This window comes from Alsobacter sp. R-9, assembly GCF_054612375.1.
Window position 1 is genome coordinate 96005 of record NZ_JBTSWJ010000016.1, and the last position, 13436, is coordinate 109440.

A 13436-nucleotide genomic window follows, 5' to 3' on the forward strand; every position below is an offset into this window, starting at 1 on the left:
ATCCTCCACCACGCCGCTGACGGCGAACGATGACGGGCTAGGAACCAGCCGCGATGGGTCTCGCGACGACGGGCACATAATCCTCGAGCCCGTCCTCCGACAGCTGAACCGTCCTGCCGAGTTCGGCCGAACGATAGAGAGCCATCAGCATGCGAACGACCTCGACGCCGTCATGGAAGGTCTCCATCGGCACTTCGCCGCGCCGGAAGGCGTCGACGAAGTGGCGGTTCTCCATCGTGTATCCGTAGACGCCGGGCTCGTCCTCGAGGACCGGCATCTGGCCCTGCTCGGCGTTCTGCTTCTCGACCAGGTCTTCACCGACACTGCCGGTCACCGCGCGCGACAGGAACACCTTGAGCCCGGTGTTCAGCGAGCTGAACTCCATCGCGTACTCGGGACCCAGGAGTTCCAGCGTGATCCGCAGGCCAGGACCCACATACGCCCATGACGTCGTGGCCTCGATGAAGACTTCATTTCCGTCCGGGTCTTCGAGCGTCAGCATTCCGCGAGCGAAATCCTCGGCCGGCCGGGCGCTGTAGTCGACCGTGGGCCCCATGGCTGCCCGGAGGCGATCGACATAGGGCTTCCGCGTCCACTTGACGTTGGCGACGGTGGCGTTCGCCGAAACGAGGCGCAGAGCGTCGCGCGGCTCGCCCGGCGCCGTCAGCATGAACCGGCCCACCTCGACGCTGTGACACATCATGTCGGAGAGCACGCCGCCGCCCTGGCGCTCGCCCTGCCAGAACCAGGGTTCGTGCGGACCACTGTGCTCTTCCGCGGCGCGGGCGATATAGGGGCGACCGCTGGCCGGCACCGCCCGCCGCCAGATGATGTCCCGCCCGCGCAGGACGGCCGTCGAGAACAGCTGGTTCTCGAGGTAGCCGTGCAGCAGCCCGCTCTCCTCCACGAGCCGCAGCATCTCCCGGGCTTCCCGCACTGTCCGGGCCAGCGGCTTCTCGCATGCCACGGCCCGCACCGGCGTGTCCCCCGCCCTGACGACGCGGTGGATCTCCCGCATCGCCTCGAGCCGGCGATCGTTGGGATTGACGATCCAGACCGCATCGACCCGGCCCGACCTGAGCATCTCCTCGATGCTGCCGTAGGCGATGCACTCCCCGAGGTCCAATTCCCGCACCTTGGCCGCGAATGCCTCGCGGTTGGCCGGCGTGGGGCTGAAGACGCCGTTGACGACGACGTTGCGGACCCCGGTCAGGGATTGCAGGTGGAACTTCGCCATGAAGCCCGAACCGATGAAGCCGATGCGGAGCGTCTGAAGCTGCTGTCTGTCCACGTATCGCTCTCCGCGTTTCGGCGGGTGTCAGTCCCGCGGGTTGAGGGCGTCGTTCAAGGCATCGCCCAGCAAGTTGAAACCGATCACCACGACGACGATGGCGAGGCCCGGCCACACCGCCATCCATGGCGCCTCGACCAGGAACTGGCGCGCAGAATCGAGCATGCTGCCCCATGAGGGGGCCGGCGGAAGCTGGCCGAGCCCGAGGAAGGCGAGGCTCGCCTCCGCCAGCACCGCGATCGCCGTCGTGAGGGTCGCCTGCACCACGATGGGCGGCAGGACGTTCGGAAAGATATAGGAGACCAGGATGCGGGCGTGCGACAGCCCCACCGACACGGCCGCGCTGACATAGTCCTCGGCGCGGACGCTGAGCGTCTGACCGCGCGTGAGGCGGATGAAGGTCGGCGTCGCCGAGACGCCGATGGCGATCATCGCGTTCTCGAGGCTCGGCCCGAGAAAGGCCGCGAGCGCGATGGCGAGCACCAGGAAGGGGCAGGCCAGCAGCGCGTCGGTCACGCGCGAGATCACCATGTCCGTGATCCCCCCGAAGTAACCCGCGACGATGCCGAGCGGGACACCGATCAGGGTCGCGATGACCACCGAAATCAGGCCAGCGGCAAGGGACGCGCGGGCGCCGAAGATGACGCGTGACAGCACGTCGCGACCGAGATCGTCGGTGCCGAACCAGTGCGCGGCGCTCGGGCCTTCGCGGATCGCCATCCAATCGGATGCGCTGGGATCGTAGGGGGCGAGCACCGGAGCGAAGATCGCCATCAGCACGAAGCCGACGACGATGGCGCCGCCGATCACCGCCGACGGCTCGCGGATCAGGCGGCCAGGCACCGTTCCCGCGGCGAACAACCCGGGACGGGGCGGCAGCGAGGTGGATTGCGGGGCGGCGCTCACGACCGGATCCTCGGATTGAGGGCGGCATAAGCGATGTCGGCGACGAGGCTCAGGATCAGGAAGAAGGCCGCCGCGCACATGACGACGGCCTGAACGACCGCGTAGTCGCGGCTGAACACACCGTCCACGATCATCTTCCCGAAGCCAGGAATGCCGAAGACCTGCTCGGTCAGCACAGCCCCCGAAAGAAGCTGGCCGAACTGCAGCGTCGAAAGGGTGACGACGGGGATGAGGCCATTGCGGAGGGCGTGGCGGACGACCACGACGCGCTCCTTCAGCCCCTTCGCCCGCGCCGTCCGGATGAAGTCCTGCCGCAGCACCGTCAGCATCGAGCTGCGGGTGTGGCGCATGATGATGGCTGCGGAGGCCGTCCCCAGGACGACGCTGGGAAGCAGCATGGTGCGCAGGTTCTCGATGGGGTCCTCGAAGAACGGGACGTATCCGCCGGACGGCAGCCAGCCAAGCGAGACGGAGAACAGGAGGATGAGCATGATCCCGAGCCAGAAGCTCGGAATGGACAGCCCCGCGAGGCCGAAGATGCTGACCGCGTGATCCACAATCGAACCGCGTCGAAGGGCTGCGACGACGCCCGCCGAAACGCCGAAGACGATCGCGATCAGCATCGAGAGGATCGCCAGCTCGATGGTGACGGGAAGCTTTTCCAGGACCATCTGGCCGATGGGCAGGCCCGTGCGCACCGACCGCCCGAGATCTCCCGTCACGAAACCCTTGAGCCAGGCGAAGTACTGGTACGGGATCGGCTGGTCGAACTGGTACTTCTGGCGAAGATACGCGATGACCTCGGGACTGCGATCCTCGCCCGCGAGAGCCAGCACAGGGTCTCCGGGCAGCAGTTTCTGCAGCCCGAAGACAAGAATCGAGACCAGGAGAAGCGTCGGAATCGCCACCGCGATCCGATGGACCAGGAAGCGGAACATCCCTTCTCCGGTTACCGGCGCGCGGTCACTGGGCCGGCTTCACGCCCTTGAGACGCAGCAGGCCGTCCGGATAGACCTGGATGCCATCGACGTTGGCGCGGGCCGCGAAGATCCAGTTCGGGTGATAGATCGGGATCGTCGGCAGGTCGGTGAGGTAGATGCCGGTGGCCTTCGCATAGAGCTGCTTGCGCTTCTCGACGTTGCCTTCCGCGCGTGCCTCGTTGAGGACGGCCTCAAGATCCTTATTGCAGTACTTGTTGACGTTCTGGCCGCCGGTGCAGCCGAAGAACGCATACAGCGTGGGATCCGGATCGCCGCGCCCGCTCCAGTTGCCGATGTACATTTCGAAGTTGCCGGCGAGGTAGCGCTGGATCGCCGTCGTCGTCTCGAGCGGCAGCAGCTTGACGTCGAACCCGGCCTCCTTCGCCATCGTCTGGACGATCTGCGCCACCCGGGCATCGGTCAGCGAATTCTCGAAGGTCAGCTCGACCGGGACCGTCGTCGCCCCCGTTTCCGCGATCAGCTTCTTGGCGGCGGCGACGTCGCGGGCCGGGATCGGGTTCGACTTCGAGTAGAACGGATCCGACGGCGGGATCATCTGGTTGTCGGCCGTGTACTCGCCGTTGAAGGCGACCCGGTTGATCACGGTCCGGTCGATCGACAGTTCGAACGCGCGGCGCAGGCGGGCGTCCTTGCCGAGCGGCGAATTGGCCTTCTCCCCGTTGCCGACGTTCACCATCAGATGGGACACCGCGAGACCGGGAGCGCCGTGCAGCTTGAGGTTCTTGTCCTCGCGGATCGTCTTGATGTCGGTCGGCGCCATGCGCTCGGCGACGTCGATGTCGCCCGCCCGGACGCGGGCCAGGCGGACGGTCGAGTCGGCGATGTAGGAATAGACGATCTCGTCGTAGCCGTAGCTTGCCTTGTCCCAATAGCCGTCGTACTTCTGGACGCGGATCAGATCGCGCGCCTTGCGCTCGACGAACTTGTAGGGCCCGGCACAGACCGGGTTGTTCGCGAAGTCCTCCTTGGCGCCGGCGGCGGGCGAGACCATCATCCCCGCCCGGTCGCTGAGAACGGAGAGCAGCGGCGCGAAGGGCTCCTTGAGGTTCAGGCGCACCTGGTCGGGAGCCAGGACGTCGACGCTGGCGACGGCGGAGAGCTCGGCCTTCCGGCGCGAGTCCTTCATCGTCTGCATGCGCTCGATGTTGAACTTCACGGCCTCTGCATTGAACGGCGTGCCGTCATGGAAGGTCACGCCCTTGCGAAGCGTGAAGGTGACGGCCTTCTGGTCGGCCGAGACATCCCACTTCTCCGCGAGCTGGGGCACGATCTTGAGGTCGGGCGCGATGTCGACGAGCTTGTCGCACAGGGCCGCGAAGATGAACCGGCCTGTGTAGGTGCCGCCGACCGCAGGATCGAGGGCGTCGGGGTCGTCCTGGATCGCCACGCGGAGCGTCGCGGCATGGGCCGCGCCGACGACGAGCATGGGAAACAGCGCAGTGGCGAGCAGGATGGATCGGGTGTGGCGCATAGGGCTCCCCTCTGTTCAGGCGGGACTGGCCTGAACGGAATGGATGCACGGCCCCCTTTGTTTGTAAAGATGCCTGACGAACTGGGTCCATTCATGCTCCGAATGGTGACGCTCGCGGTCCGCTTTGCGGCGGCCCGATTGACAATCAGGCAGCGGTCCCCGCAATTTGGTTCGGAGCCTTGACGATCTCGGGTTGCATGACCGAAACACCCTCCTCATCCCTCCTGCGGCAGAACTCGCTGCGCGCCGTCTTCGAGGTCATGCTCGACCGCGGCCCGATCTCGAGGGCCGAACTGGCGCGCGTGACGGGATTGTCGAAGCAGACCGCGTCGGAGGTCGTCCGCGATCTGGAAAGTGGCGGATGGATTCGGCCGACCGGCCAGACCCATGGATCGGTCGGTCGCAGCGCAACCACCTTCGAGCTTCAGGAGAACAGGGCGTTTGTCCTGGGGGCCGACCTTGGCGGCACGAAGGTTCACGTCGCCCTCGCCAACCTCCTGGGGGCCATCGTCGGCCAGTCGACCGAGCCGACGGATCCGCGGGGCGGTGAACACGTCGTCAGGCAGATCAAGTCGATGATGCTCGAGATCGCCCGGACGGCGGGCGTCGATCCGAGCCGCGTCCGCTATGGCGCCATCGGCAGTCCTGGCGTTTTCGATCCGGATACCGGCCACATCGACATCGCGCCGAACATCCCCGGCCTGGACCGGATCGATGTCCGCGAGGCACTCCAGGAGGCGTTGGGGTGCCCCGTTGCGGTCGAGAACGACGTCAACCTGGCCGCCCTGGGGGAACGCTGGCGGGGCTGCGCCCGGGACGTGAAGTCGTTCGTCTTCGTCGCCCTCGGGACCGGGGTGGGCATGGGGATCGTCGCCGACGGCCGGCTCGTTCGCGGTGCGCGCGGCGCAGCCGGCGAGATCGCCTATCTGCCCCTCGGCAGCGATCCGTTCGACGCTCGCGGCTATCGGCTGGGAACGTTCGAGAGCGCGGTGGGCAGCGTATCGATCGCCGAGCGCTACAGGGCGATGGGAGGCGATCCCGCGCTCGACGTGCGCGGCATCTTCGACCGGATCGCGGCCGGAGACGCGGCGGCGGAGGCGACGATCGACGAGGTGGCCCGGCTGATGACGCAGGCGATCATGGCGATCAAGGCGCTTCTGGACCCCGAACTGGTGGTCCTCGGCGGCAGCATCGGGTGCCGACCGGAACTCGTGGCGCGGATCCAGGCTCTGGCGACGCGGTTCGTGGGGCCGTCGCCGAAGATCGCCGCGAGCGCGCTGGGCAGCGGTTCCACCCTGATGGGCGCGCTGGAAATGGGCCTCGGATGGCTTCACGCGTCCTTCCCGGGGCACGGCGCGTCGGGAAACGGCGCCATGCACATCAGCGAGGCGTAGTGTCACCCGCATCGACACCGGCGGAGCGGCCGGCCCGTGCAGAGCCGACCGACTGGAGGAAGAAATGCCAATGCGCGACTTCATGAAGCCCGGCAGGTCCGCCGCAATGGCGGGCCGCGGGATGGCGGCCACGTCCCATCCGGATGCCACCCTTGCAGCGATCGACGTGCTGCGGGCCGGCGGCAACGCAGTGGACGCAGCCCTGGCCGCCGTCGCGCTGCAGGGGGTCATCGACCCCCACATGACGGGAATCGGGGGTGACTGCTTCGCGCTCGTCGCGCGGCCCGGCCACCCGGTCGTGGCGATCAACGGCTCGGGCCGTACACCCGCCGCGGCCTCGATCGAGCCGCTGCTCGCGCAGGGCTTGGCAACGATCCCTGACGGGTCCGCGCACGCCGTCACCGTTCCGGGCGCCGTCGATGCCTGGTGCCTGTTGTCCGAGCGCCTGGGCCGGATCGGCATGGACCGCATCCTCGCCCCGGCCATCGCGGCCGCGCGGGAAGGCTTCGTCGTGACGCCGCGCGTCGCGCATGACTGGGCGGTCTATCAGGGCCGGCTGAAGGCGCACGCCGAAGCGGCAGCCCACTTCCTGCCGGGCGGCCATCCGCCGGCGCCCGGCGACCGGATGTCCAATCCCGCGCTGGCCGGCACGCTCGCGCGGATCGCCCGCGAGGGCCGCTCGGCCTTCTACGAGGGTCAGGTGGCGGAGGAACTCGCCTCGCTTCTCGCGGCCAAGGGCGGCAGCCACCGTGCGGACGATTTTGCGGGTCACCGCACGCAGGAGGTTACACCCATCTCGGCTCGCTACCGCGGCTACGAGCTCTTCGAGTGCCCGCCGAACGGCCAGGGTCTTGCGGCCCTTCTCATCGCGCGCATCCTGGAGGGCTTCGACCTCGCCGGCGAGACCTTGGGCGAAGCCGACCGCATCCACCTTCTCGCCGAGGCGTCGAAGGCGGCCTATCGGCAGCGGGATGCGCTGGTGTGCGATCCGGACCACCACCCGGTCGACGTCGACGGCCTTCTCTCCGAAGCCTCGATCAATGCGATGCGAGCCCCGATCTCGCTGGATCGGGTCCAGCAGCCGTCGTCCGACGAAAGCCCCGTCCATCGGGACACCGTCTACGTGTCGGTCGTCGATGGCGAGGGCATGGCCGTCTCGCTGATCAACTCGATCTTCTTCGCCTTCGGGAGCGGCATTTACGCTCCTCGCAGCGGCGTCCTGCTCCAGAACCGTGGCGCCGGGTTCCGGCTGGATCCCAGCCATCCGAACGCATTCGCGCCCGGAAAGCGGCCGATGCACACGATCATTCCCGCCATGCTGATGAAGGACGGCCGGCCGGTCCTGTCGTACGGTGTCATGGGCGGCCAGTACCAGGCGGTCGGGCACGCCCATGTCCTCTCCCGCATCGTCGACTGCGGCGACGATCCCCAGCAGGCCTCCGACCGGCCGCGCACCTTCGCGCATGACGGCGTGCTGACGCTCGAACCGACCGTGGATTCGGCCGTGGCGGCGGATCTCGAACGCCGGGGCCACCGGATTGCGATGGCGAAGGAACCGCTGGGCGGATGCCAGGCCATCTGGATCGACCGGGCGCGGGGCGTGCTGGTCGGCGGTTCGGACCATCGCAAGGACGGCATCGCGCTCGGCTATTGAGGGGCTGCGTGGAGACCATCGGCGCCAGGGACGATACGGACGGCGCGCTGCTGGAGGCGGCGGAGGTGACCTTCGCGCTGCCGCCGGGCGGCGACCGACCGTTCGCCGTGGAGAAGGTCTCGTTCAGCCTGCGGCGCGGGGAGATCCTGTGCCTCGTTGGAGAGTCAGGCTCGGGCAAGTCGGTCTGCGCGCAGGCGTTGCTGGGTCTCTTGCCGAGGGCCATCAAGCCCGTCGGCGGGCGGCTGAGTTTCGAGGGGCTCGATCTCTTCGACCTCTCCGACGAGGCCTGGCGCGAGCTTCGCGGGCGCCGCATCGCCATGATCTTCCAGGAGCCGATGACGGCGCTGAACCCCGTCATGCGGATCGGCGACCAGATCGCGGAGATGTTCGAGGCGCATGATCTGCTCACGCCTCACGAGCGCGCCGAACGGGCCCTGGCGCTGGTGGCGGAGGTGGGGCTCCCCGATCCCGCCCGGATCGTCCGCGCCTATCCCCACGAAATCTCGGGCGGGCAGCGCCAGCGGGCGATGATCGCGATGGCCCTCGCCCTAGAGCCCGCCCTGCTGGTCGCCGACGAGCCGACCACCGCCCTCGACGTCACGACGCAGGCCCAGATCCTGAGCCTGATCCGCGACATCCAGCGGCGGCGCAACATGGGCGTCGTCTTCATCACGCACGATTTCGGCGTGGTGCGCGACATCGCCGACGAGGTCGTCGTCCTCGAGAAGGGCAAGCTCGTCGAGGCGGGCCCCGTCGAGGCCGTCCTCAATCGGCCGCGTCACCCCTATACGAAGGCCCTCCTGGCTGCGGTCCCGACGCTGGACCCGCCCGACAGGTCGGCCGTTGCGGACGATGTCGTCCTGCGGGTCTCGGGCCTGACCAAGACCTATTCAGGACGAAGCGGCCTGTTCGCGGCCGCGCGGACGGTCCACGCCGTGAAGAACGTCAGTTTCACGATCGCGCGCGGCGAGACGCTGGGACTGGTCGGCGAGTCCGGGTCCGGGAAATCGACGGTGGCGCGCCTCGTCACCCGCCTGCTGGAACCCGACGGCGGCGAGGTCAGCATCGGCGGCCAGGATTTTGCCGGCGCGCGTGGGCACGACCTGCGGGTGGCGCGGCGCAAGATCCAGATGGTGTTCCAGGATCCCTTCGCCTCCCTCAACCCCCGGCGCCGCATCGGATTGAGCATTGCCGACGGCCCCATCGCGGCCGGGCTTCCCCCGTCCGAAGCGCTCGACAGGGCCCGCAGGCTGCTCGCGATGGTGGGCCTGGAGGCCGCGGCGCTGGATCGCTACCCGCACGAGTTTTCGGGCGGACAGAGGCAGCGGATCGGGATCGCCCGCGCGCTGGCGCTCGAGCCCGAGATCATCGTCGCCGACGAACCTGTCTCCGCGCTCGACGTGTCCGTCCAGCAGCAGGTTCTCGCCCTGCTGGAGGACCTGAAGGCAGAACTCGGACTGTCCATGCTCTTCATCACCCACGACCTCACGGTGGCAGCGCAAGTCTGCGACCGGGTGGCGGTGATGAAGTCTGGCGAGATCATCGAGATCCAGCCGGTTCGCGACCTCTTCCGCTCGCCGAGCGAGCCCTACACGCGCCAACTCCTCGCCGCCGTTCCCGGTCAGGGAGGGAAGGACCTTTCGCCCTCATGACTGGAGGTCGATGACCGCGCAGCGACCTCCCGGTGGTCGCCTGCCGTCGTCTCCGGTTCCTGATGGGAGAGGCTCTCGCTCTCGCGGATCCGCATCAGTTCACTTGAGTGGATCCGGCCCGCGCGGCTCGGAGAGGCAGGTCAGTCGGCGGCAATGGCCCGTCCCGGCCGCGACGTTGGCAAAGTCGGTATCGCGCTCTCGCCAGCGAGTATTCGCCGCCGCTTCCGTCCGCACGTCATCGACCGACCTCGACGATCTCCCCGAGGCTGGGGAACAGAACCGCCCTGCAGCGGTCGAGCCGGCTTTCCCGTTGCGCGTAGTTGGCCTGTGCGGTCTTGTGGCGAACCTCCTTCTCGAGGAGGGATGCCAAGGATTCCGCGCCGCGGCGATGAAGCTGTCGAGCCCGCTCCAGCGACTTGGCCGAGAACTCCGCCCAAGCCTTCATCGCCGCCACTTCGTCCGGCCCCTTGTCGCACCCTGCGTCCCAGGCGCGCCGGAATCGGGCGTACAGGGCTCCTGTGGAAACCTCGACGCCGCCGAAGTGCCTCGCCATTTCCCCCATCGCCTCGTATTGGGCGGCGACCGTCTCCAAGGACTTCTCTGCAACCACCAGCTGCTTTCGGTTCCAGATGTCCTTGAGCCGGGCGATCTCGAGCTCGATCACGGGGATGGCCTTCTTCCGGTAGAGCTCCTCCTTCTGCTCGAGCAGGGCCCGGTCACGCTCGATCTCAGCCTTCACCACCTCGATCTGGATCGCCGCGAGCATGCTCTGGTACCCGTAGGCGCGACCGTAATCGACGAACATCATCACGGCGATCTGGCGGTCGTCGACGGGCTTCGAGGCGGCTGGTTCCTCGGCTGCGGCCATCGGCCGTGAGCATAATGCCGCCATGGCCAGCGCTGCACCGGTGACCATTCTCCGAAACGCGGAAGACGTGCGGGTCGACGACGTTGCCATCTCGTCCCCCTGTCTCAGCGGCCGAAAAGGCGCACTACGCCGCCGCCGCCGTGGACGTTGATGGTCTGGCCGCTGACCCAGCCGCTGGCGGGCGAGCACAGCCAGAGCATGGCATTCGCCACGTCCTCGGGGCGGCCCGGCCGCCCCGTGAGCGTGTCGGGGTTTAGCATGCGCTGCTGCATGGCCTCGTCGATGCCGGCGTCCGCGTAACCGGGCGTGAGGACGGTGCCGATCAGCACGGAGTTCACGCGCACCTTGCGGGCCAGGAGATGGGCGAGGGAGACCATCATCTGGTTCAGCGCCGCCTTGGCCGTACCGTAGGCGAGAATATCGTACGCTGGCGTCGCCGAGGAGAACGAGCCGGAATTGGTAATCGTCGGGTTCGGGGCCTTCAGGAGGTGCGGCAGGCAGGCCATGCTCATCCGATAGGCGCTGATCGTGTTGAGCCTGTAGGAGGCGACGAAGTCGTCGTCGGCGATGGCCGTCGGATCGTCGTGGCGACCGCCCCACCCCACATTGTTCACCAGCGTGGAAATGCCCCCGAAGGCGGTGGCGGTCGCGGAGACCACTGCGTCGATCTGGTCGGCCTTGGTGACGTCGCACGCCATTCCGCGACAGTCGGCACCTGTCTCCGCGGTGATCGCCGCGGCCGTCTCCTGGGCTTTCGGCCCGTTCAGGTCCGCGATCATCACGCGGGCGCCCGCCCCGGCAAGTGTGCGGGCGATGGCGGCCCCGATGTTCTGGGCACCACCCGTGATGAGGACCGCGTGTCCCGTCATGCGGAACTCGGCGAAGGCATCGAAGGCCATGGGTCGTCTCCGGTCGTGGTCGCGTGGCCTGCGGCCACTCAGTCGAGTTCCTGCACGCCGCCGCCGCTGACGGTCAGCACCTGGCCGCTGATCCAGCTGGCGGCGGGCGAGCAGAGGAAGAGCGCGGCGTTCGCGATGTCCGCGGGCTCGCCGAGCCTGCCGAGCGGCGTGTGGCGCAGCATCGCCGTCTCGATCTGCGGCGTGAGAACGGAGGCCAGGGCATCGGTGCGGATGGCACCGGGCGCGATGGCGTTGACGCGGATGTTCTTTGGGCCGAGATCGAAGGCCACGTTGCGGGTGAGATGGTTCACGGCTGCCTTGGAGGAGCCGTAGGACGCCATCCGCCGGTTCTTGTTCTCCGCGGCCATGGAGGAGACGTTCAGCACGGCGCCGTGACCAGCTGCCTCCATGTGCGGCGCTGCAAGCTGGGTCAGCCGGAACAGGGAGAAGACGTTCAGCTCGAACGCCCAGCGGAAATCCTCCATCGGCATGTCGAAGGGCTTCGGCCCGCCGCCGCCCGCGTTGTTCACGAGGACGGTCAGGCGACCGAAGGTTTCCACGGCGCCCGTCACGGCGGCCGCGAGCTGGTCGGGCCGGGTGACGTCGCATGGCAGGGCGAGGGCCCGGCCTCCCGTCGCCTCGATGGCCGCAGCGACCTCCCTTGCGCCGTCTTCGGTGCGATCGGTGACCACCACCTTCGCCCCCGCTCCAGCGAAGGTGAGGGCGATGGCTTTGCCGATACCGGCACCGGCACCGGTCACGAGGGCGACGTCTCCATCGAGACGAAACCGCGAGGGGTCGAACATGGGCGTCCTCCTGCGCGGACCGTCCATAGTCTCACCCCGCAGGACAAGACTGTACCTGCTCAGGCCGGGCGCTTTGTTCCCGCTATGATCCGGCTCATCGTCTGCGCCATCCGGAGGACGCGTTCCATCGACCTGGCATCGAGCGCGCCGACCCCATCGATTTCGTCCCGGGCCACGGGAGTTCCCTCGCGCAAGGTCACCACCCAAACGCCTCCCCTTCGCTGCTCCACCCACCCACGCGCCCGGAGCTTGTCGAGCTTGCGCCGCACGGTCTGGCGCGGAATCCCCGTCACGTCGGCGATCCGCGAGGCATTGATGCCGCGCGATGCCGGTTCGGCCCTTGGCTCCAGGGTTCCGTCAGGCCGGGCCATGAGCAAGGCCCTCACATGCACTTGGCCCAGGACGGCGAGCACGAGCATCTCCTGCAGATCCCCATCGAAGACCCGGCAGCAGTCGGTCAGATGCTCCGTCAGGAACTCGACGTAGTGGTAGCGCAGCTGCAGGGCCTGGTCGGTAGGAAGCGATGGATCGTCGTTCAATGTCTGCGCCCTTCCGAAGGATGGACATCGGATCTGATGCATCGAGCGTGATGTCGGCAAGCGCCGCGCGCGGCAATCCCGATCTCCACGGCAACATGCTTGCCGCGTCCCTGCCCTTGCCCGGCCCGATCTGGTCGAGGAGCGCAATCGGGGGCATCGGCAAGTCCGTGCGGCCCTCGATGTTGGAGCCGTCCCGATGCCGACCGGACGATGCACAATTCTTCACAAAAACCTGCGTTCGCAAATCGCGGCGAGCAGCCAGTATGGCGCGAGACGCTGCAGCAAGGTCGGGACGACAAGGACGGCTTTCGCGGTCGCCCACCGGGGTCAAGGCCAGGGGTTCGACCTGAAAAGCGCTGGTGCCTGCAGGAGAAACGGATGAGCGCCAAGGCGAACAGAATGCGGGAGCGAACCCCGATCCGGGCCGCGCGAGGTCTCCTCCACCTCTCGGACGGCCAGATGGCACGAGATGCACAAAACCTTGCGGCGGTCGAAAAGGCTTTGTCGGCCGCATTGTCCGACCACTTTGACCGGCTGAGGGGAGAAGAGGCTTTTCCCAGCGTCGACATGCGGGATGATGGTGATCACATTGCCATCGACGCAGACATCCCGGGCGTCGAACCAAAGGACGTCACCGTCTCCTTCAGGGAGGGGCGGCTCGTCATCCGTGGCGAGCGGAAGAGTGCACATGCGGAGCTTGGCGCGAACCATTACCTCGCAGAGCTTCGCCACGGGACCTTCGAGCGCATCCTTCCAGTCCCGGACGGCATCGCGGAGAACCTGATCGCGGTCAGTTTCGACAAAGGCGTTCTCTCCATCCTCTTGCGGAAACTCGCGCGTGACGTCGCATCCGGGGATGGGGCATCCGGGGCAGGGCCCTAGGGTCTGTACTCAATAAGGTCTAGCGGCGCGGTGGCGATGCTGATTCAAGGCTTCTGGAAAGGAGCCTTGTCAT

Annotated in this window: 12 protein-coding genes; 4 read left to right on the top strand and 8 right to left on the bottom strand. The window is 67.6% G+C overall.

Features of this window, described 5'->3' with window-relative positions:
- Positions 1–37 precede the first annotated feature (37 nt).
- Genes ACX9GQ_RS21735 through ACX9GQ_RS21750 form a run of 4 tightly spaced genes read right to left on the bottom strand, consistent with a single transcriptional unit; the run spans position 38 to position 4669 of the window.
- Positions 38–1291 carry a Gfo/Idh/MocA family protein gene (locus ACX9GQ_RS21735; protein WP_459631693.1) on the bottom strand — a complete coding sequence of 418 codons (1254 nt, stop codon included), beginning with the start codon at positions 1289–1291 and terminating at the stop codon, positions 38–40.
- Positions 1292–1318: 27 nt separating this feature from the next.
- Positions 1319–2134, bottom strand: coding sequence for an ABC transporter permease (locus ACX9GQ_RS21740; RefSeq protein ID WP_459631705.1), 816 nt, complete (start codon positions 2132–2134; stop codon positions 1319–1321).
- Positions 2135–2193: 59 nt separating this feature from the next.
- Positions 2194–3135 (bottom strand): ABC transporter permease, encoded by a 942-nt coding sequence (locus ACX9GQ_RS21745; RefSeq protein ID WP_459631694.1) that lies wholly within the window; start codon positions 3133–3135, stop codon positions 2194–2196.
- Between the two features lie 25 nt (positions 3136–3160).
- Entirely contained in the window at positions 3161–4669 is a 1509-nt protein-coding gene (locus ACX9GQ_RS21750) for an ABC transporter substrate-binding protein (protein WP_459631695.1), read from the bottom strand.
- A 179-nt stretch (positions 4670–4848) separates the two neighbouring features.
- Here ACX9GQ_RS21750 and ACX9GQ_RS21755 point away from each other — a divergent pair, with 179 nt between their 5' ends.
- The 3 genes from ACX9GQ_RS21755 to ACX9GQ_RS21765 all read left to right on the top strand — a co-directional run bounded on the left by ACX9GQ_RS21755 (position 4849) and on the right by ACX9GQ_RS21765 (position 9369).
- The gene (locus ACX9GQ_RS21755) at positions 4849–6063 is read left to right on the top strand and encodes an ROK family protein (RefSeq protein WP_459631696.1); all 1215 of its coding nucleotides are present in this window, start codon (positions 4849–4851) and stop codon (positions 6061–6063) included.
- Positions 6064–6133: 70 nt separating this feature from the next.
- A complete protein-coding gene (ggt, locus tag ACX9GQ_RS21760; protein ID WP_459631706.1) occupies positions 6134–7717 on the top strand; it encodes a gamma-glutamyltransferase in 1584 nt (527 codons plus the stop codon).
- 17 nt (positions 7718–7734) lie between these two features.
- Positions 7735–9369: an ABC transporter ATP-binding protein gene (locus tag ACX9GQ_RS21765; RefSeq protein ID WP_459631707.1), complete on the top strand. Its 1635-nt coding sequence runs from the start codon at positions 7735–7737 to the stop codon at positions 9367–9369.
- Between the two features lie 235 nt (positions 9370–9604).
- Here ACX9GQ_RS21765 and ACX9GQ_RS21770 read toward each other — a convergent pair whose 3' ends face one another.
- Genes ACX9GQ_RS21770 through ACX9GQ_RS21785 form a run of 4 tightly spaced genes read right to left on the bottom strand, consistent with a single transcriptional unit; the run spans position 9605 to position 12481 of the window.
- Positions 9605–10285: a hypothetical protein gene (locus tag ACX9GQ_RS21770; RefSeq protein WP_459631697.1), complete on the bottom strand. Its 681-nt coding sequence runs from the start codon at positions 10283–10285 to the stop codon at positions 9605–9607.
- Between the two features lie 56 nt (positions 10286–10341).
- Positions 10342–11136, bottom strand: a complete 795-nt coding sequence (locus ACX9GQ_RS21775) for an SDR family oxidoreductase (RefSeq protein ID WP_459631698.1) — start codon at positions 11134–11136, stop codon at positions 10342–10344.
- A 38-nt stretch (positions 11137–11174) separates the two neighbouring features.
- Positions 11175–11942, bottom strand: a complete 768-nt coding sequence (hdhA, locus tag ACX9GQ_RS21780) for a 7-alpha-hydroxysteroid dehydrogenase (protein ID WP_459631699.1) — start codon at positions 11940–11942, stop codon at positions 11175–11177.
- 59 nt (positions 11943–12001) lie between these two features.
- Entirely contained in the window at positions 12002–12481 is a 480-nt protein-coding gene (locus ACX9GQ_RS21785) for a MarR family transcriptional regulator (protein ID WP_459631700.1), read from the bottom strand.
- Positions 12482–12859: 378 nt separating this feature from the next.
- On the opposite strand from ACX9GQ_RS21785, the gene ACX9GQ_RS21790 reads away from it, so the two are divergent.
- On the top strand, positions 12860–13363 hold the full coding sequence (locus ACX9GQ_RS21790) for an Hsp20/alpha crystallin family protein (RefSeq protein WP_459631701.1): 504 nt from the start codon (positions 12860–12862) through the stop codon (positions 13361–13363).
- The last annotated feature ends 73 nt before the right edge of the window (positions 13364–13436 follow it).